Source organism: Massilia sp. Root351 (assembly GCF_001425045.1).
In the GTDB taxonomy this organism is placed as follows: domain Bacteria; phylum Pseudomonadota; class Gammaproteobacteria; order Burkholderiales; family Burkholderiaceae_D; genus Rugamonas.
This window is the reverse complement of the sequence record NZ_LMDJ01000012.1, coordinates 532302-557082: the sequence shown is the minus strand read 5'-3', so window position 1 is coordinate 557082 and position 24781 is coordinate 532302. Positions and strand designations below refer to the sequence as shown.

21 protein-coding genes are annotated in these 24781 nt (G+C 65.4%); 16 read left to right on the top strand and 5 right to left on the bottom strand.

The window, feature by feature from the left end; genetic code table 11:
* Positions 1-142 precede the first annotated feature (142 nt).
* The 3 genes from ASD15_RS15480 to ASD15_RS15470 all read left to right on the top strand — a co-directional run bounded on the left by ASD15_RS15480 (position 143) and on the right by ASD15_RS15470 (position 4986).
* Positions 143-1585 (top strand): amidase, encoded by a 1443-nt coding sequence (locus ASD15_RS15480; RefSeq protein WP_057155842.1) that lies wholly within the window; start codon positions 143-145, stop codon positions 1583-1585.
* 2 nt (positions 1586-1587) lie between these two features.
* Positions 1588-2835, top strand: a complete 1248-nt coding sequence (locus tag ASD15_RS15475; protein WP_057156106.1) for an MFS transporter — start codon at positions 1588-1590, stop codon at positions 2833-2835.
* A gap of 351 nt (positions 2836-3186) precedes the next feature.
* Positions 3187-4986 carry a bifunctional diguanylate cyclase/phosphodiesterase gene (locus ASD15_RS15470; RefSeq protein ID WP_057155841.1) on the top strand — a complete coding sequence of 600 codons (1800 nt, stop codon included), beginning with the start codon at positions 3187-3189 and terminating at the stop codon, positions 4984-4986.
* Positions 4987-4996: 10 nt separating this feature from the next.
* Here the strand turns inward: ASD15_RS15470 and ASD15_RS15465 are convergent, their stop codons facing one another.
* Positions 4997-5413, bottom strand: coding sequence for a YidB family protein (locus ASD15_RS15465; protein WP_057155840.1), 417 nt, complete (start codon positions 5411-5413; stop codon positions 4997-4999).
* A 160-nt stretch (positions 5414-5573) separates the two neighbouring features.
* Here ASD15_RS15465 and ASD15_RS15460 point away from each other — a divergent pair, with 160 nt between their 5' ends.
* From ASD15_RS15460 to ASD15_RS15450, 3 genes are all read left to right on the top strand, one after another.
* The gene (locus tag ASD15_RS15460; protein ID WP_057155839.1) at positions 5574-6335 is read left to right on the top strand and encodes an SIMPL domain-containing protein; all 762 of its coding nucleotides are present in this window, start codon (positions 5574-5576) and stop codon (positions 6333-6335) included.
* 97 nt (positions 6336-6432) lie between these two features.
* A complete protein-coding gene (gene pssA / locus ASD15_RS15455; protein ID WP_057155838.1) occupies positions 6433-7305 on the top strand; it encodes a CDP-diacylglycerol--serine O-phosphatidyltransferase in 873 nt (290 codons plus the stop codon).
* A 53-nt stretch (positions 7306-7358) separates the two neighbouring features.
* Positions 7359-8906, top strand: coding sequence for a 2-isopropylmalate synthase (locus ASD15_RS15450; RefSeq protein ID WP_057155837.1), 1548 nt, complete (start codon positions 7359-7361; stop codon positions 8904-8906).
* 37 nt (positions 8907-8943) lie between these two features.
* Here ASD15_RS15450 and bamE read toward each other — a convergent pair whose 3' ends face one another.
* Positions 8944-9444 carry an outer membrane protein assembly factor BamE gene (gene bamE, locus ASD15_RS15445; protein WP_057155836.1) on the bottom strand — a complete coding sequence of 167 codons (501 nt, stop codon included), beginning with the start codon at positions 9442-9444 and terminating at the stop codon, positions 8944-8946.
* A gap of 131 nt (positions 9445-9575) precedes the next feature.
* Here bamE and ASD15_RS15440 point away from each other — a divergent pair, with 131 nt between their 5' ends.
* The 3 genes from ASD15_RS15440 to pnp all read left to right on the top strand — a co-directional run bounded on the left by ASD15_RS15440 (position 9576) and on the right by pnp (position 13056).
* A complete protein-coding gene (locus ASD15_RS15440; protein WP_057155835.1) occupies positions 9576-10307 on the top strand; it encodes an MOSC domain-containing protein in 732 nt (243 codons plus the stop codon).
* 115 nt (positions 10308-10422) lie between these two features.
* A complete protein-coding gene (rpsO, locus tag ASD15_RS15435; protein ID WP_056405183.1) occupies positions 10423-10692 on the top strand; it encodes a 30S ribosomal protein S15 in 270 nt (89 codons plus the stop codon).
* 237 nt (positions 10693-10929) lie between these two features.
* Positions 10930-13056 carry a polyribonucleotide nucleotidyltransferase gene (pnp, locus tag ASD15_RS15430; protein WP_057155834.1) on the top strand — a complete coding sequence of 709 codons (2127 nt, stop codon included), beginning with the start codon at positions 10930-10932 and terminating at the stop codon, positions 13054-13056.
* A 258-nt stretch (positions 13057-13314) separates the two neighbouring features.
* Here pnp and ASD15_RS15425 read toward each other — a convergent pair whose 3' ends face one another.
* Positions 13315-13947 carry a hypothetical protein gene (locus ASD15_RS15425; RefSeq protein ID WP_157200958.1) on the bottom strand — a complete coding sequence of 211 codons (633 nt, stop codon included), beginning with the start codon at positions 13945-13947 and terminating at the stop codon, positions 13315-13317.
* A gap of 89 nt (positions 13948-14036) precedes the next feature.
* On the opposite strand from ASD15_RS15425, the gene ASD15_RS15420 reads away from it, so the two are divergent.
* From ASD15_RS15420 to ASD15_RS15390, 7 genes are all read left to right on the top strand, one after another.
* The gene (locus tag ASD15_RS15420; RefSeq protein WP_057155832.1) at positions 14037-14474 is read left to right on the top strand and encodes a DUF29 domain-containing protein; all 438 of its coding nucleotides are present in this window, start codon (positions 14037-14039) and stop codon (positions 14472-14474) included.
* 72 nt (positions 14475-14546) lie between these two features.
* On the top strand, positions 14547-16127 hold the full coding sequence (locus ASD15_RS15415; protein WP_057155831.1) for an AAA family ATPase: 1581 nt from the start codon (positions 14547-14549) through the stop codon (positions 16125-16127).
* A gap of 14 nt (positions 16128-16141) precedes the next feature.
* Complete coding sequence (locus ASD15_RS15410) at positions 16142-17149, top strand: hypothetical protein (protein ID WP_057155830.1); 1008 nt, start codon at positions 16142-16144, stop codon at positions 17147-17149.
* A complete protein-coding gene (locus tag ASD15_RS15405) occupies positions 17146-18951 on the top strand; it encodes a VWA domain-containing protein (protein ID WP_057155829.1) in 1806 nt (601 codons plus the stop codon). The genes ASD15_RS15410 and ASD15_RS15405 overlap by 4 nt, the downstream gene beginning before the upstream one ends.
* Positions 18948-19535, top strand: a complete 588-nt coding sequence (locus tag ASD15_RS15400; protein ID WP_057155828.1) for a hypothetical protein — start codon at positions 18948-18950, stop codon at positions 19533-19535. The genes ASD15_RS15405 and ASD15_RS15400 overlap by 4 nt, the downstream gene beginning before the upstream one ends.
* A 7-nt stretch (positions 19536-19542) precedes the next feature.
* Positions 19543-20910, top strand: coding sequence for an AMP-binding protein (locus tag ASD15_RS15395; RefSeq protein WP_229418202.1), 1368 nt, complete (start codon positions 19543-19545; stop codon positions 20908-20910).
* Positions 20907-21971, top strand: coding sequence for an AAA family ATPase (locus ASD15_RS15390; protein WP_057155827.1), 1065 nt, complete (start codon positions 20907-20909; stop codon positions 21969-21971). Before ASD15_RS15395 ends, ASD15_RS15390 begins: the two co-directional genes overlap by 4 nt.
* Before the next feature lie 289 nt (positions 21972-22260).
* Here ASD15_RS15390 and ASD15_RS15385 read toward each other — a convergent pair whose 3' ends face one another.
* Positions 22261-22461 carry a YbdD/YjiX family protein gene (locus ASD15_RS15385; RefSeq protein WP_057155826.1) on the bottom strand — a complete coding sequence of 67 codons (201 nt, stop codon included), beginning with the start codon at positions 22459-22461 and terminating at the stop codon, positions 22261-22263.
* On the bottom strand, positions 22461-24521 hold the full coding sequence (locus ASD15_RS15380; protein WP_057155825.1) for a carbon starvation CstA family protein: 2061 nt from the start codon (positions 24519-24521) through the stop codon (positions 22461-22463). The genes ASD15_RS15385 and ASD15_RS15380 overlap by 1 nt, the downstream gene beginning before the upstream one ends.
* Positions 24522-24781 lie beyond the last annotated feature (260 nt).

The window sequence follows — 24781 nt, the reverse complement described above, 5'->3', positions numbered from 1 at the left end:
CTAAAGTATGCCGCGTAAATATTCTCGTTTGTAGGCCTTATCCACCTGCGATAGCATCCATCACTATCCGAACGATGCCAAGCCGGTATGCTTAAGTATATCTGCCGCATGAAAAAACCCCAACCGATGCGAAGAGGACGACATGGTGGACGACACGGCTGACAATCAAATGTGGGACCTGATCGCTGTAGGCGAGCGCATCGCCGCCGGCGAGCTGAGCGCGCGAACGGTGACCGAAGCACAGCTTGGCCGCATAGCCAAGCTTGATGGGCAGTTGCATGCTTATGCCCAGGTACTGGCGGACACGGCGCTGGCGCAGGCGGACGCCGCCGACAGGGAGATCGCCGCCGGCCTGCGCCGCGGTCCGCTGCATGGCGTGCCGCTGGCCGTCAAGGACCTGTGCTGGATCGAGGGTGTGCCGACCGCTGCGGGGACCGCTGTCCACCGGCACTTTCTTCCACCCACGGACTCAACCGTTGTGCGCCGGCTCAAGGAAGCCGGTGCCGTGTTGCTCGGCAAGACGCAGCTCACCGAGGGCGCCTATTCCGACTATCATCCGTCCGTCACGCCGGTGGTCAACCCGTGGAACAAAGACTACTGGGCCGGCATTTCTTCCAGCGGCTCCGCAGTCGCTGTCGCCGCCGGTCTTTGCTACGGCGCCATCGCGTCCGATACCGGCGGATCGATACGCTGGCCCTCGGCGGCCAACGGGGTCACCGGGCTGAAGCCGAGCTGGGGCCGCGTCAGCCGCCATGGCGTATTCGAACTGGCCGCCTCGCTCGACCATGTCGGCGCGATTGCGCGCACCGCAGCCGATACGGGCGCCATCCTGGCCGCCATCGCGGGCCGCGACGACGCCGACCCCACGGCCGCTCCGGCGCCGCTGCCCGCTCCTGCGGACGCCGCACTGCTTGGCGCGCAAGGCTTGCGCATCGGCATCGACCCGCACTGGAACAGCGAAGGCGTCGAACCGCAGACGCGCGGGGCGCTGGCCGCCGCCGCGCAAACCTTCAGCGCGCTGGGCGCCACGCTGGTGGAGGTCGTGTTTCCGGACGCCACCCGGATCGTGCACGACTGGGTGAGCAATTGCGCCGTCGAGGCGGCGGTAGCGCACGAGGCCGGCTATGCGGCGCACAAGCAGTTGTACGGGCCGATACTGTCGCAGGTGATCGACGCGGGACGCGCCGTCCCGGGGCTGGACTACCAGAAAATCCTGTTGCGGCGTGCTGCTTTCCGTGGCCGCGTCGAGGCGCTGTTTTCAGATGTGGACCTGGTGCTGACGCCGGTCCAGCCATTCGCGCCGCTCAGCCTGGCGACGGTGGCAACGCTGGGCGAGCAGCCGCAACTGATAGCCGCTCTGCAGCGTTACACCTGCCCGTTCAATATGAGCGGCCACCCCGCGCTGACTTTCCCGGCGGGGATGGCGCAAGACGGCTTGCCCATCGGCTTGCAGCTGGTGGCCGCCAATTTCGGCGAACAGACGCTGCTGCGCGCAGGTATCGCATTCCAGTCGGCCACCGGCTGGCACCGGCGGCGTCCGCCGCTGCCGGATACGGGCGCGCCCGCCGTGGCGCAAGGACAATGATCATGCGTTCGCCAGACACGGCCGTCTCCGGAATATTTCATGGCTGGATTGTGGTCGCCGCCGCCTTCGTCGTCACCTTTGTCGGCTTCGGCAGCGCCTACAGTTTCGCATCGTTTCTCGCCGCCTTCCAGGCCGAGTTCGGCGCATCGCGCGGCTCGGTGTCGCTGGTGTTTTCGCTTGCCGGATTCCTGTACTTCGCCCTCGGCCCCATTTCCGGCCCGCTCGCGGACCGCTGGGGTGTGAGGGTGCTGACGGCCGCCGGGATGGCGCTGGTGGGCCTGGGCCTGATTCTTGCGGGCCGCGCAAGCACGCTGATGCAAGTCTACCTGGCCTACGGACTGGGCGTCGGACTGGGCGTGGGCTGCGCCTATGTGCCGGCGCTGGGCGCCGTGCAGCGCTGGTTCGTCCAGCGGCGCGGCCTGGCCTCCGGCCTGGCGGTCAGCGGCATCGGCGTCGGAACCCTGGTCCTGCCGCCGCTGGCCACCTGGCTCATCGCTCAGCTCGAATGGCGCAACGCCTACCTCGTCCTGGGCGTGCTGGCGGTGGTGCTGGGCGGTGCGGCTGCATGGTTCATGGAAGGCGACCCGGCATCCCGGGGGCTGCATCCGGATGGCCAGCGTCCGGCAGCGGGTTCAGTGCCGCGCCGGCAGGAAGGCCTGAGCGTGCGCGAAGCCATGCGGACACGGCCGTTTCGCGGGCTCTACATCGCATGCCTGGTCGGCTCGCTGGGCGTGTTCGTCCCGTTCGTCCACCTGCTGCCTTATGCGGTCGAGCATGGCGTACCGGCTACTGCCGCCGCATGGCTGCTGGGAGCCATCGGCGTGGGCAGCACGGCCGGCCGCTTCTTGCTGGGCGGGATGGCCGACAAGGTTGGCCGGGAACGCTTCCTGATCGCCATGCATCTGGGGATGGCGGCAGCGCTTGCGATCTGGGCCGCCAGCGGCACCTGGCTGGCGCTGGCAGCGTTCGCACTGGTTTTCGGCCTGTTCTATGGCGGCTGGGTGGCCGTGCTGCCGGCGGTCGTGGCCGACCTTTTTGGCGCCAAGCACGTTGGCGCCGTGATTGGCGTGCTGTACACAAGCGTGGCGATCGGCACGCTGGCCGGACCCAGCAGCGCCGGCTTCCTGCACGACGTTTTGCACGACGACTTGCTGACGATAATCGCATGTTCTGCGGCTAACGTCATCGCCGCTGCGGTGCTGGCCGTCATGCTGAAGAAGCCGTTGGCCGGCGCCGGCCCAGGCTCGTGATAGGGCGTGCGTATTCCTGGGGGAGGGGAGCAGTTTGGCAGGCTGGGCATGGCGCGGGCAATTGCATACTCGTCCACATTCTCCATTAAGCAGGAATGTGACATTTGCTGTCTCGTGCGCACACCTGCTGTGTTTGGACGGGCTACGTACACGCCGCGCGTGCACTTTCCGTATCAGCATGCTATCCTTCTACACAGCAATAGTTAGTTTCCCCCGAGCCCCACTCCCGCTCAAGCAATTGAATTCTCGTGCCGCCTCCGGCACGTGCCAGTGCCCCGTCCCGCATTGATTACCCGCCCGCCGCCGCTGCCGCGTCTGCGTGCGCCATATCGACACCTGACCGGACCAGCCATGACCATTTTCTGCTGCCAGACCGAAGCGAACCGCCTTGACGCGCTGTACAAGCTGCGCCTGCTCGATACCCCTCCCTGTGAAGCCTTCGACCGCATCACGCGCATGGCCGCGCGCGTGTTCGACCTGCCCATTGCCGCCGTGTCGCTCACCGACGTCGACCGCCAGTGGTTCAAGTCGCGCGTGGGCGTCGAGCACACCTCGATCCCGCGCTTGCAGGCGCCCTGTGGCACAGTGGCCGATACTTCCGGCGTGCTGGTGATTCCCGATTTGCTGGAAAACGATGCATTCCGCGACAGCCCGCTGGCCGCCAGCGGCGTGCGTTACTACGCCGGCGCGCCGCTGATCACGGCGGACGGCCACTGCCTGGGCGCCATGTGCGTGCTGGGCCTGGCGCCGCGCCACACCACGCAGGAGGAAATCGCCTACCTGTCCGACCTGGCCGCCATGGTGATGGCGCAGATCGAGCTGCGGCATGCGGTGGGCCGTGTCGACGCGCGCAGCGGCTTGCCCAACCGTAACCAGTTCATCGAAGACTTCCAGGACATGCAGCGCGACAGCCCGCCCGATGAACTGCGGCTGGTGGCGGTGATCAACCTGGCCACGCCGGAGCAGTTGGACAGCGCAGCACGCGTCAAGAGCTCCTCTTACTTGGACGAACTGGTGAACGAGGCGGCGCAGTGGATGCGCAGCCAGCTGGGGCTGAGCCGCAGGGTGTACCACGTCGGCGACGCGCAGTTTGCGCTGTTCGCGCCGCCCTGCATGACGGTGGAGGACTATGTGCCGGTGCTGAAGGAGAAACTGCGCCGCGCGGCCGGTCTCGCCAGCTCGCGCCATATCGCCACGCCGTCGGTGGGCGTGGCGCCGTTCGTGCTGGGCGGGGCGAATTGCCTGGACGTGCTGCGCACGGCCCAGAGCGCGGCGCATGACGCGATCGGCCAGCCTGGCAGCATCGCGGTCTACTCGCGCAGCGAAGACGCGGCCTGCCAGCGCCGCTTCCTGCTGCTCAATGAATTCGGCGGCGCGCTGGAAAGCGGCGGCCAGTTGCGCCTGGTGTTTCAGCCGCGCGTGGACCTGGAAACCGGGAATTGCGTGGGTGCCGAAGCGCTGCTGCGCTGGAAACACCCGGAGCTGGGCAACCTGTCGCCCGGCGAATTCATCCCGGTGGTCGAGCGTTCGGGGCTGGCGCAGGCCACCACCGCCTGGGTGCTGAACGCGGCGCTGCGGCAGCAGCGCCTGTGGCGCCACGCCGGGCTGGACTTGCTGCTGTCGATCAATGTGTCGGCGGCCAATTTGCTGGAGCCGGATTTTGTGGCCCAGGTCGAGCACGGTTTGCACATGTATGACTTGCCGGCCTCCTGCCTGGAGCTGGAAATCACGGAAAGCGCCATCATGTCGCATCCGGGACGCGCCCACGCCACGCTGGAGGCCATTGCCGCCATCGGCGTGCGGCTGGCCATCGACGATTTCGGCACCGGCTACAGCAGCCTGTCGTACTTGCAGAACATGCCGGCCGACGTGGTCAAGATCGACCAGTCCTTCATCATCGGCCTGGAGGACGACCAGCGCAAGCAGTCGCTGGTGACCACCATGATTTCGCTGACGCGCGACCTCGGCCACCGGGTGGTGGCGGAAGGCGTGGAATGCGGCGAAGTGCACACCTTCCTGAGGCTGGCAGGCTGCGACGAGGCGCAGGGCTATCTGTTTGCGCGGCCATTGGAGGCGGCCAGTTTCCAGGCATGGTGCGGCGGCAAGGTGGCGCCGCACAGCCAGGGGCGCTTGCTGCGCGCGCTGGCCTGAGGTTCGCGGTCTAGCCGAACAGCTTGCCCTTGAGCAGGCTGATGCCTTGCGCCACCATATCGTCCTGCGGCACGGCGCCGTGCGGCGTCAGCTGGTCGATGATTTGCGGCAGCAGCTGGGCCAGGCCGGTGCTGGCGTGTTCCGGCTCCAGGCCGGCCTGCTGGGCAATCTGCGCCAGCTGGCCAGCGCCCAGCGCGTCCATGATCTGGTTGCCCGACACGGCCTGGTTCTCGCCGGTACCTACCCAGGACGCGACCTGGTCGCCCAGGCCGCTGGCCTGGAGTTTCTGCAGCAGCCCCTGCAGGCCGCCGGCCTGGTCGATCAGGCCTATCACGCTGCCGATCAAGTCGCCTTGCGGCACCGGGTCCTGTTTCTGTGCGCCCAGCGAGCCGAGCACTTGTCCTGCGAGTTGATCGAGTAATCCCATGATGGTTCTCCGGTTGACCGCATTGAGGGGTGATGCAGGGTGTTGTTCATATTATCACGCTGAAAAAATTCCGCACTGTTACAAACGCTCACTTAGTTGTGCTTGGAGCATCGCTATTTTCGGGTAAAGTTGCTCCACGATTTAACCAAGGAGCAACACAATGACCGCCAAGAAGACCATCCTCGCCGCCGCCATGCTGATACTGGGCGCCCACGCACAAGCGCAGGCTCAGCAAACCCCGACCAGCGGCACCCTGGTCATCGTTCCCGCCCAGGGCGAAGTGCGCGCCAATAACGACCAGGCCGTCGCCACGCTGGCCATCGAAGAGCAGGACAAGGACAAGGCCGCCGCCGCCTCGCGCGTGAACCAGAAGATGAAGCAGGGCCTGGATATCGTGAAGAAGGAAGATCCGCAGGCCAGCCTGAAAACCCAGGGTTACTACACCTATCCGGTGTACCCGGAAGACCGCCCGGTCGCGCCGGGCGCCGCGCCCAAACCGCGTGTGCCGACCGCCTGGCGCGTGGGCCAGTACCTGCAAGTGACCACCACCAATCTCGACAAGCTGCCGAAAACCGTGGCCGCCGCGCAGAAGGTGCTGACCCTGAACAACCTGAACTTCGGCCTGTCGCCGGCCGCCACCAGGAAGCTGGACGAGCAGCGCATCGCCGCCACCTACCAGAACCTGAACGAGCGCATCGCCGCGATCGCCAACGCCATGGGCCGCAAGGTCAGCGACGCCACGCTGGACACGGTGGACTTCGAAGGCTCCGGGGCCTACGCCCGCGAAGCGATGGCCGCGCAAGCGCCCATGATGATGATGCGCGGCAAAGCCATGGACAGCGCGGAAGTGTCCGAGCCGAGTTTCGAACCCGGCGAGACCACGCTGGAGATGCGTGTTGTCGGCAAAGTCAAGTTCAAGTAAGCAGAGCGTCGTTGTCAGTTCATTTCTTTTGCTGCGGTGTCCCTTATATAATAGGGTGGAACAATGTACTCACCCGCAGCACTAGAAATGGAACCCAATGGCAAATTTCCCCCGTCGCAGACCTAAGAATGGCGTAGCACCGGCCAAGCCCAAGAACTCGCGTTTTGCACGGTTCGCGCGCAAGGCCCGGGGCGAGGGCGGCGGCGACCGTCCGCGTTCGCGCGGCATCTACCTGCTGCCCAACGCCTTCACGACGGGAGCGCTGTTCTGCGGTTTCTACGCCATCGTCATGGCCATGAACCAGCGTTTCGAGCACGCCGCCTGGGCTATCTTCATCGCCATGGTGCTCGACGGCCTGGATGGCCGCATCGCGCGCCTGACCAATACGCAAAGCGAATTCGGCGCCCAGTACGACTCCCTGTCGGACATGGTGTCTTTCGGCGCCGCGCCGGCGCTGGTGATCTATGAATGGTCGCTGCGCGGCATGGGCAAGCTGGGCTGGATCGCCGCCTTCGTTTACTGCGCCGGCGCCGCGCTGCGCCTGGCCCGTTTCAACACCAATATCGAAGTGGTGGACAAGCGCTTCTTCCAGGGCTTGCCCAGCCCTGCGGCGGCGGCCATTGTCGGCGGCTTCGTGCTGCTGATGGTGGATCTGGAGATGCCGGGCCTGCAGCTGGCCTGGACCTCGTTCGCCATCGCTCTGTTCGCGGGCCTGACCATGGTGACCAACGTGCCGTTCTACAGCTTCAAGGACGTCAATTTCCGCAAGTCGGTGCCGTTTATCGCGGTGTTCCTGATTGCGCTGTTCTTCGCGCTGGTGTCGATCGATCCGCCCAAGGTATTGTTCCCGCTGTTTATTGCATACGGCCTGTCCGGCTACCTGGTGTCGTTCTGGCGCCTGGCCAAGGGCAAGCCGGTGAGCATCATCCAGACCGACGAAGAGCCGGTCGACGAAAGCGAACGCCGCTAGCAAGCGCAGATGTGATGCAGGCGGTTCCATCCCAGCCATAAGGAGAATTCGTTATGAGCCTTAGCAACCGCCTCATCATTTTCGACACCACCCTGCGCGACGGCGAGCAATCGCCCGGCGCGTCCATGACGCGTGAAGAGAAGTTGCGCATCGCCAAGCAGCTTGAGCGGCTGAAGGTGGACGTGATCGAAGCCGGCTTCGCCGCCGCCTCGCAGGGCGATTTCGAATCCATCAAGGCCATCGCCTCCCACGTGCGCGAATCGACCGTCTGTTCACTGTCGCGCGCCAACGACCGCGACATCGCCCGGGCCGCCGAGGCGCTGGCGCCCGCCGAACGCAAGCGCATCCACACCTTCATCGCCACCTCGCCGCTGCACATGCAGATGAAGCTGCGGATGGAGCCCGAGCAGGTGCTGGAGCAGGCCAAACTGGCCGTGCGCTTCGCCCGCAACCACACCGACGACATTGAATTCAGCCCGGAAGACGGCAGCCGCTCGGAAGAGGACTTCCTGTGCCGCGTGCTGGAGGGCGTGATCGCCGAGGGCGCCACCACCATCAACTTCCCCGACACGGTAGGCTACGCGGTGCCGGAAATGTTCGGCGCCACCATCAAGCGCCTGCGCGAGCGCATTCCCAATTCCGACAAGGCCGTGTGGTCGGTGCACTGTCACAATGACCTGGGCCTGGCCGTGGCCAACTCGCTGGCCGGCGTGATGATAGGCGGCGCGCGCCAGATCGAATGCACCATCAACGGCCTGGGCGAACGGGCCGGCAACACCGCGCTGGAAGAGGTGGTGATGGCGCTGCGCACCCGGCAGGCGTATTACAACCTGACGGTGGGCATCGACACCACGCAGATCGTTGCCGCCTCCAAGATGGTGTCGCAGATCACCGGCTTCGCGGTGCAGCCTAACAAGGCCGTGGTGGGCGCCAACGCTTTCGCGCACGCCTCCGGCATTCACCAGGACGGCATCCTGAAGGCGCGCGAAACCTATGAGATCATGCGCGCCGAGGACGTAGGCTGGACCGCCAACAAGATTGTGCTGGGCAAGCTGTCCGGCCGCAACGCCTTCAAGCAGCGGCTGCAGGAGCTGGGCATCGAGATGGAGTCGGAAGCCGAGGTCAACGCCGCCTTCGGCCGCTTCAAGGAACTGGCAGACCGCAAGTCCGAGATCTTCGACGAAGACATCATGGCGCTGGTGGCGGACGAGGAAGTGGCGCAGGAAAACGAGTACTACCGTTTCGTGTCGCTGGCGCAGCGCTCCGAAACCGGCGAGACGCCGCACGCCAAGGTGGTGTTCTCCATGGACGGCAAGGAGCGCAGCTGCGAAGGGCAGGGCGACGGGCCGGTGGACGCCATGGTCAACGCGATCGAGAGCCAGGCCAAATCGGGCGCCGAGCTGGTGCTGTTCTCCATCAACGCCATCAGCACCGGCACCCAGTCGCAGGGCGAGGTGACGATGCGGCTGTCAAATGCCGGGCGCATCGTCAACGGCGTCGGCTCGGACCCGGACATCGTGGTGGCCTCGGCCAAGGCTTACCTGTCCGGCCTGAACAAGCTGCATTCCAAGATCGAGCGCGTGAACCCGCAAACCGAGTAAGGCCGGGGGCTGACCTCGGGGGCAAGACACACTGGGGCTAGCGGAAGAAGCGCGGCTTTTCTTCGTAGGCCGGGTCGGGCCCGGCCATCATTTCGCGCACGATGCCGGCCTGGTCGAAGTGCACGTGCATCAAGGAATTCCATACGCCGGACTGCTTGTAGCGGTAGGACCAGACCGTGAGGTCGCGCAGCGACAAATAGCTCGTCTCGGCCGGATGGCCGATGGTGCGCAGCACCTCGTCGCGCGTGGCGAGGCCGACTTTCAAGGTGGCGAATTTTTCGTCCGTCAGCACCTGTTCGTACGATTTCAGCCCGCCGTCCGGGCCGAAGCGGGCCATCCAGGCGTATTGCCCGAAGGGCTGGGTGGTGTATTCCAGTACCGTGTCCCCGCCCACCGGATAGACGGCGGTGGGCCGGCCCAGCTTGGCCTGGACCGCATCCATGCGCTCGCCGATGGCAGGCGGCGGGCCGCCCAGGCCGGCGCACGCGGCCAGCAGCACCGGCAGCAGAAATGCCGCGGCTAGTCGTTTGATGGTCATGTCATTCACCGAGTTGTGTTATGAGGATTGTAAGCCGCCGGCGCGCGGCGCGTCGCCTCCCTGGTATCGGTAGGACTCCTGCATAAATTGGGTTTGCACCGTATAATCGTGGCTCGACGACGGGAGGCGCCATGCATGCAATCACAGCGTTATTAACGGGCAAGGCGGTAGCGCTGGGGCAGGGCGTGTCCACCGGCATTGCCAAGCTGCCTGCCGGCGGCCCATTATGGCTGGCGGCGGACGGCCTGCGCGGCGACGAGCAGGGCGACCGCCAGTACCACGGCGGCCCGGAGAAGGCGCTGCATCACTATGCGCTGGAACATTATCCGCACTGGCGCGGCCGCTTCGGCGCCGCCGCGCCGCTGCAGGGGCCGGGCGCATTCGGCGAAAATATCGCCACACTGGGCATGACGGAGCGGGACGTCCATGTCGGCGACGTGTACCGCGTCGGCACGGCGCTGGTGCAGGTGTCGCAGGGGCGCCAGCCTTGCTGGAAGCTGAACTTGCGCTTCGGCCAGCCGGATGCCGCGCGCGCGGTGCAGGATTCGGGGTTGACCGGCTGGTACTACCGCGTGCTGCGCCCAGGCTGGATCGCCCCGGCAGACTTGCTGGAATTGCAAGAGCGACCACTGCCGGACTGGCCGCTGGCGCGGCTGATCGCGGCTTTGTTCCTGCTGCCGCGTCCGGCCGGCGAGGGCGCCGCGGCTGGCCGGCCCGGCGCTGCGGCCTGGCGTGCCGAATGGCAGGCCGCTGCCGCGCTGGCGCCGCTGGCCGAGAACTGGCGCGCCAATTTCCGCCTGCGCCTGGAGCGCGGCGGAGTGGAAGACTGGGGCCGCAGGCTGGACACGCCCAATACTTTCTAGCCACCGCCGTCCAAATCCGTTATACTCGCGGGTCTGGTCTTTGGATCAGCTTCTTAAATCGTAATCACGGTGCGCAGGGTTCAGACTCCGCATACCGCATGTGAAAGGTAATATCATGACCGTAGAAAACATCAACAAAGCCGCGATCATCGCGGACAACGCACGTGGCCAGAACGACACCGGCTCCCCAGAAGTTCAAGTTGCGCTGCTGACCGCACGCATCAACGAACTGAACGGTCACTTCAAAGCCCACAGCAAGGATCACCACAGCCGTCGTGGCCTGATCATGATGGTTAACCGTCGTAAATCGCTGCTGTCCTACCTGAAGAACAAAGATGCAACCCGTTACCGCGACCTGATCGCTAAACTGGGCCTGCGTAAGTAATTTTTGTACGTCCCGGCTTGAGCCGAAATGCCTGCGTCAGTTCTCTGCCGCGGGCATTTTGTCATTCTGAGCCGGGAAAATAGGGCAATCCGGCAATACCTGTAGCAACGCAGTAAGTGGCAAACAAGCAGAAAACAAGCAGAAAATAAGCAGTAAAGGCGGCGGCCCCGGCCGTCGTCTGTGGTGAGGTGAACGACAGCTCCTGAAAATCTGTCGGCAAATAGAAAGGGATTACCCATGTTTAACAAAGTTACGAAAACCTTCCAGTACGGCCAACACACCGTAACCCTGGAAACCGGCGAGATCGCTCGCCAGGCATCCGGCGCGGTGATGGTGTCGATCGAAGACACCGTCGTGCTGGCAACCGTCGTGGCGCGCAAGGAAGCCAAGCCTGGCCAGGACTTCTTCCCGCTGACCGTTGACTACCTTGAAAAGACTTACGCAGCCGGTAAAATCCCGGGCGGCTTCTTCAAGCGCGAAGGCCGTCCTTCCGAAAAAGAAACCCTGACTTCCCGCCTGATCGACCGTCCTATCCGCCCTCTGTTCCCGGAAGGCTACATGAACGAAGTGCAAGTGATCATTCACGTGCTGTCGGTCAATCCTGAAATCGATCCTGACATCGCTTCGATGATCGGCGCCTCCGCTGCCCTGTGCGTAGCCGGCGTACCGTTCAACGGCCCGATCGGCGCCGCCCGCGTGGGTTACGCCAATGGCCAGTACATCCTGAACCCGACCACCACCCAGCTGAAGACCTCGCAGATGGACCTGGTTGTGGCCGGTACCGAAACCGCCGTGCTGATGGTGGAATCGGAAGCGCAGCAGCTGTCCGAAGAAATCATGCTGGGCGCCGTGGTCTTTGGCCACACCGAAATGAAAGCAGTCATCGACGCGATCCACGACCTGGTGCGCGACGGCGGCAAGCCTGAAGTGCAGTGGTCGCCGGCGCCGAAGAACGAAGCGCTGATCGCCAAAGTGGCGCAGTTCGCCGAATCGAAGATTCGCGAAGCCTATCAGACCAAAGACAAGCAAGCCCGCACCGACAAGCTGCGCGCCATGTCCGCCGAAGTGGTGGCCGACCTGGCCGCCGACGCAGCGGCCAACGGCGCCGACGCGCCGGACGGCGTGGAAGTTGGCAACATCCTGTTCGACATGGAAGCCAAGGTTGTGCGTTCGCAGATCCTGGAAGGCGAGCCACGCATCGACGGCCGCGACACCCGCACCGTGCGTCCGATCGCGATCCGCACCTCGGTACTGCCGCGCACCCACGGTTCGGCCCTGTTCACCCGCGGCGAAACCCAGGCACTGGTGGTCGCGACGCTGGGCACCGCCCGTGATTCGCAGAAGATCGACGCGCTGATGGGCGAGTACACCGACGACTTCATGCTGCACTACAACATGCCTCCGTTCGCCACCGGCGAAACCGGCCGCGTCGGTACGCCGAAGCGCCGCGAAGTGGGCCACGGCCGCCTGGCCAAGCGCGCGCTGATCGCCGCGCTGCCGGCAGCCGACGAGTTCAGCTACTCGGTGCGCCTGGTATCGGAAATCACCGAATCGAACGGTTCCTCGTCGATGGCTTCCGTGTGCGGCGGCTGCCTGGCACTGATGGACGCCGGCGTGCCGATGAAAGCGCACGTGGCCGGTATCGCCATGGGCCTGATCAAGGAAGGCGGCCGTTTCGCCGTGCTGTCCGACATCCTGGGCGACGAAGACCACCTGGGCGACATGGACTTCAAGGTAGCCGGTACCGCCAATGGTATTACCGCGCTGCAGATGGACATCAAGATCCAGGGCATCACCAAGGAAATCATGCAAGTGGCGCTGGCGCAAGCCAAGGAAGGCCGTGAGCACATCCTGGGCGAAATGCAAAAAGCCATGCCGCACGTGAAGACCGAGCTGTCTGACTTCGCACCGCGCCTGATCACCATCAAGATCAACCCGGAGAAGATCCGTGACGTGATCGGCAAGGGCGGCGCCGTGATCCGCGCGCTGACTGAAGAAACCGGCACCCAGATCGACATCAGCGATGAAGGCGTGGTCACCATCGCTTCCGTCGACGCTGCCGCCGGCCAGGAAGCCAAGCGCCGCATCGAAGAGCTGACCGCATCGGTCGAAGTGGGCAAGACCTACGACGGCACCGTGCTCAAGCTGCTGGACTTCGGTGCCATCGTCCAGGTTATGCCGGGCAAGGACGGCCTGCTGCACATCTCGCAGATCGCCAACGAGCGCGTCAACGCCGTTGCCGACTACCTGAAAGAAGGCCAGCAAGTGCGCGTCAAGGTTCTGGAAACCGACGACCGCGGCCGCCTGAAGCTGTCAATGAAAGCCGCCGCCGAAGAAGGCGCAGCGCCAGCCGCAGCGCAGTAATCGAGCTCTAGCTTCATCCGGAACCGCCAGTGCGCAAGCCTGGCGGTTTTTTTTTTTTCGCCCGGCTGGAACTTGTGCCGCGTTCGCCTGTTTCAGTATCAGGAGGGACGCCATGGGCACGCTATACGACGAGGGTGTGTTGCGCTGGGCCGGGGAGCAGGCGGCTCTGCTGCGTGAAGGCAAGCACCCGATGCCTGGCCTGGGACATCCGGACAAGTCCGGTCGCAGGACTTCTTCCCCGACGGTGAGTGAGCCGCGCTATTGCAGTTTGCGGAACGGGTCGGCGGGGTCTGGCTTGCAGCGCACGTAGAGGCTGCTGCGGTTGATCCGGCGTTCTTCCAGCACGCCCTGCTGCTTGCAAATGTCTTCCACGCTGCGGCGCCATGCGGGGCGCAGTTCGCGGTTGTTCGCGTCCAGCGCCAGGATGCGTTCGCCGGCCAGTACGCTGTCCTGGCATTCCGGCTGGGTGCAGTAGCGGATGCAGTCGTTGCAGACCACGGCCTGGCCGGCGTGGAATGGCTGGCACTGGTCGTAGGTGGCGGGAATCACGATCTGGTAGGTCTTGACGTTGAAGTAGCCGCAGCGTTGCACGCCGAAACGGCCGATGCCCGCTTCCGCGTCCTGGTAGTCGAAGTCGCCGGCGAAGTAGATGCCCGGCACTTTGATGACGCCCAGGCGGTCGATCGCGGCCAGCTCCATCGGCTCGCGCGTCAGGACCGCATGGCCCGATTTGTCGAACTTCACCTTCTTCAAGTAAGCCTTCTTGAGCCGCTCGCCATCGCCGGCCGGTTCGAAACACTGGTCCGCCCACACGTCGTCCTTGCCGGGACAGTCCGCCACCGCCTGTGCTGCGGCCAGCGCCAGCAAGCTACCGATCCAGAAGTGTCTCATTCTTGGTATCCCTTAGATAAACCTGATCATCTTACATTTTCGGGGGAACGTTTGGCGTCCTCGACGGTCAAATCACTAAGGGGGCCGCCATGGGAACGCTGTACGACCAGGACATTGCAGCATGGGCGCAGGAGCAGGCTGCGCTGCTGCGCGACCGGCAGTGGGATCTGCTCGATGTGGAGCACATTGCCGAGGAAATCGCCGAGCTGAATTTGCGCGAGCGCCACGAGCTGGCGCACCGCTACATTATTTTGATCAGCCACCTGCTGAGATGGCGCTATCAGCCGGATCGCCGCTGTTCAAGCTGGCGCAATACCACACGCCACCAGCGCAGCCGCATCGAGCGCCTGCTCGCGCGGGCGCCGAGCCTCAAGCATGTGATGGACGACGCCGCCTGGCGGGCGGATGCGTGGGAGGATGCAGTCGATAAAACAGTACATGAAGCGAATCTGGATGATGCCATCCTGCAGGCAGCGAAGGCCTGGACCTTTGAGCAGATCCGCACGCCGGAGTTTTTCCCTGAGTAACTACCGTACGCGCTGCCGTTGGCGGCCTCGGCTATACTTTGCGCATTGCCTATTTCTCAACGGCCTGCGCCCATGTCCCCGTTCAATCTGTTCCAGCGCGTCTCGAAGGCGCCGACCAACCCCAAGGCGGCGCCCAAGCCGCGCCAGTTCGACGTCGCGGACCTGTATGACGGGCCGGTCAAATTGGGCACGCAAGAGGGCGCCGTCGCCCAGCCGCTGGACGAGAAGCTGCGCCAGGCTTACTTCTGGATCGTCAACAACGCCATCATCAGCCCGCATTACGACATCGAGTACAACAGCGGTCCCGCGCAATCCTACTCCGTGGGCGACAGCAAGCGCACCCTGAACCTGCCGTCGGCGCAAAGCTACTCCAGCTTCGTGCTGCTGCCGCTGCTCACCTTCGCCACCCGCCGCAAATGCCTGTTCGTGGGCGGCCCGGGACGCGGCAAGACCGCCAGCGCCATCCTGATGGGCGTGCTCTCGGGCGCGTCGGTGAAAGAAGTCAAGCGCGCCATGCAGCACGGGCATCCGCAGATGACCATCGCCGACCTGCTGGGCAACCCGCTGCCGGCCGACCTGGTGAACGCGCAGAGCATGGACGACATCCGCATCGCGTGGCGCAGGTGGCTGGGCATGCGGGTCAAGATCATCGACGAATACAACCGCATCCCCACGCGCACGCAAAGTGCGCTGCTCACCCTCATGGGAGACAATTACGCGGAAGTGCTGAACCATATCTACGAGTGCCCGGAATCGGCGTGGTACCTCACCGCCAACGACGACCAGGGCGGCGGCACCTACGAGGTGATCGAAGCGCTGCGCGACCGCATCGATGTGATCGTGCAGGCGCTGTCCTTCAATCCGCGCTTCCTCGGCGAACTGCTGGTGCGCATCGAGGAGAACCTGAAGCCGGAGGAACTGGTGCCGGCCGAGATCATCTTTACGCCGGAACAGGTGGACCGCATCGGCGAGGAGATCCGCGCGGTGCTGGTGCCGGAGCCGGTGCGGCGCCGCCTGGAATTTTTCACCAGCCAGTTTGAGCTGCTGGAGACGGCGGGCGGCCAGTTCGAGTACATGACCAAGGACACAGCGCGCCTGTCGGGCTTCGACTGGAGCCAGATCACCGCCGCCGACAATGGGCGCGACCGCCTGAAGGACCTGGGCTGCCAGACCCTCAATGGCATCTCGGTGCGCAACCTGATGACATTGCTGATCTACGCCAAGGCACTGGCCTACTTCCGGGGCAATGCGGAGGTGGAGCTGGACGATGTGCGGCAGGTGCTGCCTTTCGTCCTGCACGACAAGCTGCAACCGGACCTGGATGCGCCGTTCTTCGGCCTGCCGGAAAACGCCGCCTACCGCACCGACAGATTGAGCTGGCTGCGCCGCCTGCTGGACGCCTCCAACGCCGACTATGACCGCCTGGACCTGGACCGCAACGATCCGGTCGGCGATTTCGCCGCGAAGTTCGCGGAGGGACTGGACGGCCTGAGCGAGCGCGAAGTGCTGTCGCGCCTGAGCAAGATCGAGCGGCAGGTGGCCGAGCAGACCAGGGGGCGCAAGTTGTACGGCCATCTGTATGACGACCTGCTCAAACTGAAGTACCTGCACCAGCGCTACACCAACTACCTGGTGTGGCTGCGGTCGCAATAGGGGATGGCACCAGCATGATGTCGCCGCAGTTCGCCAGCCTGCTTGCATCCGGCCGCCCCGAGTTCAACCGGCGTGTGGCCGAGGCGCGCCGCCGCTATCCGGCCTTCGACACGGCAGCCTTCGGCGCCTTCGTGCAAGGTCCCGCCGACCAGGCCTTCCGCGCCGCGGCGGCGGCGGGCGCCTCTGACCGCTTGCCTGCTGTCGCCATGGCGGCCTTCGACGTGGCGCTGGAGCTGGTGGCGCACGGGCAGGGCGGCGGCATCGCTGTGCAGGTGTGGTGCGAGCTGGCGCCGCGCTACGCGGCGCTGCTGTGCGCTCAGCCGGCGCAGGTGCTCGGCATGCTGAGCAACGCTGCGCTGCACCTTGAGAAGTCCGGCCATGCGCGGCCTGCCCAGTGGCTGGCGCTGATGGCCGAACTCGCGCCGCAGATCGCGGATCTGCAGCAGCTGAGCGCCGCCGGCCAGGTATGCGCCTGGCGCGCCGGCATGGCGCACTTCCGCCAAGGCGCCATCGCCGCCGCCGGCAGCCTGCCCGAACCGCTGGCGTTGGCCGCGTTCGGCGTGCCCGCCGGCGCTGGCGGCATGCCGGCAAGCGCCTGGCCCGCGCTGCGCGAGACGGCGCTGCGCGACCCGTGGTGGACACCCGACCATGCCGCCCGCGAGCGCGCCAAGGACGGAGCGGACATCGGCAGCTTTACCGGCTTTGGCGGCGCCTTCCCCGAGCCGCCCGAAGTGCGACCCGCCGCCGACGGCTTCTGGGTCCGCAGCGGCGAGCGCTACGCACTGCTGGTGGCCGATGCCTGCGGCGCCGTGCTGCACGCGGCCACGCAAGATGAATACGAGCAGCCGCAGCCGCCGGCCGTGCGCGCCAAGGTTAGCCAGTCTGGCCAACGCATCGCCATCAACGGCCGCGAGTTCACCGTGGACTTGCCGGCCGACGCGCTGCGCATCGTCTGCAACGAGCACACTGTGGCCATCACCTCTCCCTACAGCCACGCCATCCGCGTGCTGCCGCTGCCATGAGCGCCACCGGCACGCCGACCGCAGAGCTTCTCGCCCAGTGGCGCGCCGCCTGGCCGCAGGCGCTGGAAGCGTGGAGCAAGTTCACCCGCCTGCGCGACGCGCGCCTGTGCGCCAGTACGGTGGAAGCGGCAAGGGAAGGGCTGGGAGGCAGCTTCGCCATGATCCGCCTGCTCGACCAGAGCGTGGTGGTGGACATGCAAAGCGTGCAGGAGCTCGGCCTGGATGACTACGCCGTGGAAATACTCGCCCACGAGATCGGCCACCACGTGCTGGCGCCCGGCAGCGCCACAGATCAGTTCCGCCTGCTGGCCCGCATCCGCCGGGCCTTGCCCACGCTGGAGCGGCACGCCGCCATGGTGGCCAACCTGTACACGGACCTGTACATCAACGACCGCCTGCAACGGCAAGCGCACCTGCGCATCGACCACATCTACCGGCGCCTGGAACAAGGGCGCGCTCCCGCCGCGCGCAGCAAGGTCTGGTCGCTGTACGTACGCATTTATGAGAACCTGTGGCAGTTGCAGAAGGGCGACCTGGGCGGCGAGGAGTGCACCAGCGCCATGGACACCGACGCCTGGCTGGGTGCGCGCCTGATCCGCGTCTACGCCAAGGACTGGATGGACGGCGCCGGAAAGTTCGCCACGCTGCTGTTGCCCTACCTGGTCGAGAGCATAGAGGACGAGCAGGAATTCCGCCGCATGTTCGACACCCGCGACGCAGCCGAAGGCTGCGAGCCCGCCGGCGGCCAGCAAATCGAACCGGGCGAGGTGGAGGACGCCGTCCATCCCGTGCATGATGCGCGCATCTCCGGCCTGGACGATGCACCGGACCAGCCGCCGGCCGACACCCCGGCTGCCAGTGAAGCCGGGCAGACCCGCGAGCCCTACGAATACGGCGAAATCCTCAAAGCCGCAGGCCTGAAGCTGAGCGAGGAAGACATCGCCGTGCGCTACTACCGCGAACGCGCCTTGCCGCACCTGATTTCCTTCCCCAAAGTCCCCGCGCCCGCGTCGGCCGAGCTGCAGATGGAGGGGCTGGAGCCGTGGCAGACCGGCGACCCGCTGGACAACGTGGACTGGCTGCAAAGCGTGATTCAGAGCCCGCGCGTTATCCCCGGCCTCACCACGGTGCAGCGCAGCTACGGTGTCGAGGCCGCGCGGCCGGAAAAACCGGCCCTGATCGATCTGGACCTCTATGTGGACAGCTCCGGCTCCATGCCGGATCCCCGCGTCCGGACTTCCTACCTCACGCTGGCAGGCGCCATCATCGCGCTGTCCGCGCTGCGCGCAGGTTCCAGCGTGCAGGCGACGCTGTGGAGCGGCAAGGGCGAAGCCATGGCCACCGATGGATTCGTGCGCGACGACCGCGCGGTGCTCGGTATCCTCACCGGCTTCTACGGCGGCGCCACCTGTTTTCCGATTCATCAGTTGCGGGAGACATTCAAGAGGCCGCGCCAGCGCCGCACGCATATCCTGATGATCTCGGACGACGGCATCACCACCATGTTCGACCGGGATGAGCAGGGCAACAGCGGCTGGGATGTTTCCGCGCGAGCGCTGGCGGCGGGCGACGCCGGCGGCACCATGGCGCTCAACATCGCCCGCGACTGGGACGGCGAGGATGTCTCGCGCTGGAACCGCAAAGCATACGACGCCCTGCGGCGCGCCAGGGATGCGCAAGGCTGGGAAATTCACGCCATCGAGCAATTCGAAGACTTGGTAGAATTCGCCCGCGCCTTCAGCCGCCGCCACTACGGGCCAAAGAGCGCAACAAAGAACGCGCCACGCAGAACGAAAGCATGATGGAACACGCCGGCCCACCTATTGAAACCTTGACGCACCGGCTGGCCGAAACGCCCGCGGAGTTCCTGGCCGAGCCGCGCATCGGCACGGTGGGCACCGTGCATGTCGCCGCGCTGGTGAATGACGTGCTGGCGCTGCACGGCCAGCGCGCGCCCTTTGCCGCGCTGGACCGCTTCACCAGCACCGACGCGCGGCGCGACCGCAACCGGCTGGCGCTGGCGATGATCGCTGCCTGGCTGCTGGCCGACGATTGGTTCGTGGCCGCCGGCATGCCTCAGGCCAAGGTGTTGGCGCTGCTGCAAACCGCCATGCAGGAATTGGCGGAGGCCACGCCGGCCCATAAATTCGTGACCGATCCGGACCGGCGCGAAGAACTGGCGCGCGTGGTATTGGCGCGGCTGGACTACCGGCCCGCCGGCGAGACGGTGGCGCAGGCGACAGACCGCTTGTCCGGCATCAGCGGCGTGGAGCGCCGCCGCCTGCTCGAAGCGAGCCGTGCGGCCGAGGAGCGTGCGGCCGAAATCCGCGCCGCGCTGGCGCGCAAGGCGGCCGAAGAATCCGCCGACAAATGGTCGCGCGAGTGAGGCACGCGTGACAGCATTGAACGACGAACGCATGGACGAAGACGCCGAACGCTTCCCCACGCTCACCGCTGCTGGCCGCGCCATGCTCAATTTCCTGCGCGAGCACCCGTCGGCTCCGGTGTTTCGCAACGAGAGCGGCAACAAGCTGCTGGCGCACGAGGTGGAGCAGGTGCGTGCATTCGAGCAGGATGTGGCACAAGCCACCGTGGGTTGGTCCGGCCAGGGCCGGCCCACGTGGATGGACGATTTTGTGCGCGCCGCTTTCGAGAGCGTGCCGCACTACCGCCAGCTTGGTTCCCCGCCCAGGGACTTCAACGCGCTGCCGACAGTCTGCCGCGCCGACTTCGCTGCCGACATTGCTGCCTTCGTTCCCGATACGGCCGACGTGAAGCGCATGATCAACTTCCGTACCACCGGCACCACCGGCCATCCGCTGGTGATTGCATCGCACCCCGTGGTGGCGGCGCGCTACCTGGCCTTCCACAAGCGCGCGCTGCGGCGTTTCGGCGTCGAGCTGACGCATGGCAGCGGGCAGGTGGGCGTGGTGCTGCTGGGGCATCAGAAGCGTTGCTTCACCTACGTGTCGGTAACGCCGACAATGGGCGAATCCGGTCTGGCCAAGATCAACCTGTATCCGGACGAGTGGCGCACGCCGGAAGATCGGGCGGTCTATCTGGACGCACTGGCGCCTGAGGTGATCGCGGGTGATCCGATCTCGTTCACAGAACTGCTCAACATCCCGCTGACCATGAAACCGCGCGCCCTGCTGTCGGTGTCGATGCTGCTGCTGCCGGCCTTGCGCGCCCGGCTGGAGCAGCGCTTCGGCTGTCCCGTGCTGGACATCTACTCGCTGAACGAAGTGGGCCCGGTGGCGGTGCATGACGCGCGCGCGGGCGGCCACGTGCTGTTGCAACCGCAGCTCTACGTGGAGATCCTGGACCGCGGCGGCCAGCCGGTGCCCTACGGCGAACGCGGCGAAATCACCGTCACGGGCGGCTTCAACTTCTGCCTGCCGCTGCTGCGCTACCGGACCGGCGATTTTGCGTCGCTGTCGTTCGACGCCGCCTCTGGCGCGCCGGTGCTCGTGGGCCTGTCCGGGCGCTCCCCGGTGCGCTATTTTGCTTCCGGCAAGTGGATCAACAACATCGACGTCACGCACGCCTTGCAGAACCTGCCCATCCCGCACTTCAGCGTGCACCAGCACGCGGACGCTAAGGTGGTGCTGCGCATGAAGCAGGCCGTCACCCCGCTGGGCGACGAGGCGCGCTCCGCGCTGGAGACGCTGTTCGGCGCAGGCCAGGTCACGCTGGAAGTACTGGCAGCGGACGACAAGACACTCCAGTACTCATCCGACCTGGAAGGCGCGCACGCATGAAAGCTTTCAGGACCGGTCTGGTGGTCGGCAAGTTCAGCCCTTTGCATCTCGGGCACGAGCTGCTGATACGGCGCGCGATGGAGGCGTGCGGCGAGACCATCATCATCAGTTACTCGCTGCCCGAACTGCAAGGCTGTGAGCCATGGAAGCGCGAACAGTGGCTGCGCGCGCGTTTTCCTCAGGCGCGGGTGCTGGTGCTGGACGGCGAGCGGCACGCGCTGCCGCACAACGACGCGGACGCGCTGGCGCAGCGCGAATTCGTCGGCCGGCTCTGCGTGGACGTGCTGGGCACCACTGTCGATGCGGTATTTACCAGTGAAGACTACGGCGACGGCTTCGCAGCCGAGCTGACGCGGTATTTCGCGCGGCGCGCGTGCGCGGAAGCGAAGAGGGACGCGGGCGTTCGCGCGTTTGCCGTGGCGCAGGGCTGCGCACTGGCGGCAGTGCAGCACGTGTGCGTCGACCAGGCGCGCAAGGCGGTGCCGGCGTCCGGCACGCTGGTGCGCAGCGACCCTCACGCGCACCGCGCCTTCCTGTCGCCCGAGGTCTATAGCAGCTTCGTGCAGACTGTGTGCTTCCTCGGCGGGGAATCGAGCGGCAAGACCACCATGGCCGCAGCCATGGCGGCGCGCATGGAGACCGTCTGGGCCGCCGAGTATGGGCGCGAGCTGTGGATGGAGCAGGGCGGGCGGCTTGCCTACGCAGACATGGCGCGCATCGCGGAAACGCAGCAGCGGCGGGAAGACAGCCAGCGCCTGCAGGCGCGCCGCTATCTGTTCTGCGACACGTCCGCGCTCACCACCTTGTTCTATTCAGGCGAGATGTTTGGCCGGGCCGAACCTGCGCTGGAGAGGATGGCGCAACGCCGCTACGACCACGTGTTCCTGTGCGCACCGGATTTTGACTTCGTGCAGGACGGCACGCGGCGCGAGGCGGAATTCCGCCAGCGCCAGCACAGCTGGTACCTCGCCGAACTGGCGCGGCGCGAGATTTCCCATGTGCTGCTGGAAGGCCCGCTGCAGCGGCGCATCGCAACCGTGCTGCAGTGCCTCCGCTGCTAAGGGTTTGTCTGCGCGCCTGTTAAAACGAACAAAGGGCCATCGCGGATTTCCGAGATGGTGTTTCGCCGCGAGGCGCTTGCGGCGGCTAGCCCGTCCCGGAGGCGTGCTTGCTCTTGTCTCCTTCCTTTGCCGCCGGCGCGCTGCGCGGCGGGCTGTCGGCCCGGCCGGTTCGGGGCTGCCGTGCACCGTCGGCAGGTAAGCCCCGAGAGCAATGCCTGGTTCCCGTATATCCGTGAAGAACCATAAAAAAGCCCCTTGGGGAGCAAGGGGCTTTTAGGGGGAAGGAAGCCTAACAGCAGCCGCCGCGTTTGCCGGCGCCGCCGTAGCGCGCTTCCTGGCGCTCGCGGAAGAACTCCTCGTAGCTCATCATGGGCTGATCCGGATGGGTCTTTTCATGATGCGCCACGTAGGTGTCGTATTCGGGCAGGCCCACCATCAGGCGCATGCTTTGCCCGAGATAGCGGCCGGCCTGTACCAGTTCCTGAAACATTACTGCACCGCAGGCATGGATTGGAACGGGCTTTCCTTCACGGTCGGCTTGGCGTTGGCGCGCGCGATCATCGCGGTGCGCACACCGAACACCAGCACGCTCAATACCACCACCATGAAGAAACCGGCCAGCGACGCGTCCAGGTAGTCATTGAAGACGATCTGGTGCATCTGCGCCATCGACTTGGCCGGGGCCAGCACTTTTTCTTCGGCGATTGCGGCCGAGTACTTGGCGGCGTGGGCCAGGAAGCCGATCTTCGGATTGGCGTCGAAGATCTTCTGGAAGCCGGCGGTCAGGGTGCACAGCAGCAGCCACACGGTTGGCACCATGGTGACCCAGGCGAAGCGCGCGCGCTTCATCTTGAACAGCACGCAGGTTGCCAGGATCAGCGCGATACCGGCCAGCATCTGGTTGGCGATACCGAACAGCGGCCACAGGGTGTTGATGCCGCCCAGCGGATCGACCACGCCCTGGTACAGGAAGTAGCCCCAGCCCGCCACGCACAGCGCGGTGGCCAGCAGGCCGGCGAACACGTTCTTGGAATCCTTCAGCGCAGGGTGGAAGGCGCCCAGCAAGTCTTGCAGCATGTAGCGGCCGGCGCGGGTGCCCGCGTCCACGGCGGTCAGGATGAACAGCGCTTCGAACAGGATGGCGAAGTGGTACCAGAAGGCCATCATGGCCTTGCCGCCGATGACGTTCGACAGGATGTGGGCCATGCCCACGGCCAGCGTCGGCGCGCCGCCGGCGCGCGAGATGATGGAGTGCTCGCCCACGTCCTTGGCGGTCTGTACCAGGACTTCCGGAGTAATGTGGAAGCCCCAGCCTGAGATGACGGCGGCAGCCGCTTCAGGCGTGGTGCCCAGCAACGCGGCCGGCGCGTTCATGGCGAAGTAGATGCCCGGATCGATGGTGGACGCGGCCACCAGCGCCATGATGGCGACGAACGATTCCATCAGCATGGCGCCGTAGCCGATGAAGCGGGCGTGCGATTCGTTCTCGATCATCTTCGGCGTGGTGCCGGACGAGATCAGTGCGTGGAAGCCGGACACGGCGCCGCAGGCAATGGTGATGAACAGGAAGGGGAACAGGTTGCCCGACCAGACCGGGCCGGTGCCGTCGATGAACTTGGTCACCGCAGGCATCTGCAGGTAAGGGGCGACGATCACGATGCCCAGCGCCAGGCCGACGATGGTGCCGATCTTGAGGAAGGTGGACAGGTAGTCGCGCGGGGCCAGCAGCAGCCACACGGGCAGCACGGAGGCGATGAAGCCGTAGCCGATCAGCATCCAGGTCAGTTCGGTGCCGCTGTAGTTGAACATGGGCGCCAGCGCCGGGTTCTCCTGCACGTACTGGCCGCCGACGATGGCCAGCATCAGCAGCACGAAGCCGATGATGGACACTTCGCCGATGCGGCCGACACGGATATAGCGCGAGTACACGCCCATGAACAGCGCGATCGGGATGGTTGCCATGACGGTGAAGCTGCCCCACGGCGAGCCGGTCAGCGCTTTCACCACGATCAGCGCCAGCACCGCCAGGATGATGACCATGATCATGAAGGTGCCCAGCAGCGCGATATTGCCCGGGATCGGGCCCAGCTCGGACTTGATCAGGTCGCCCAGCGATTTGCCGTCGCGGCGCATGGAGATGAACAGGATCATGAAGTCCTGCACCGCGCCGGCGAACACCACGCCGGCCAGAATCCACAGCATGCCGGGCAGGTAGCCCATCTGCGCGGCCAGCACCGGGCCGACCAGCGGACCGGCGCCGGCGATGGCGGCGAAGTGGTGGCCGAACAGCACGTATTTATTGGTGGGCACGTGGTCCAGGCCGTCGTTCAGCTTGTAGGCCGGGGTCATGCGGTTCTTGTCCAGGCTCATCACTTCCTTCGCGATGAACAGGCTGTAGAAGCGGTAGGCGATCAGGTAGACGCAGACGGCCGCGATGACGATCCAGATGGCGCTGATGGCTTCGCCGCGCTTGAGCGCGATGACGCCGAGGGCGCTTGCGCCGGCCAGCGACAGTGCCGCCCAGCCGAGCTTGCGTAGCAGTGCTTGCATGGTTTTTCCTCCGAGAGATAGCTATAGTTTTCGTAGGGCGGGTTCGCTTGCGTCGCCCGCCATGAGCCGCCGAGACGCATGGCGGGTTATGGCTACGCCTAACCCGCCCTACGAGACCTTTTCGGCTTATGGCTAGTATTCATGAAGCAAATATCTGCCACAAGCGCAGCACTACGCAGATAGACTACGTACTACTACGGAGCGCCAGGCGGTGCCGGCGACGTACAATCCGCGTCACCCCATCGGACCCGAGCTCGGAA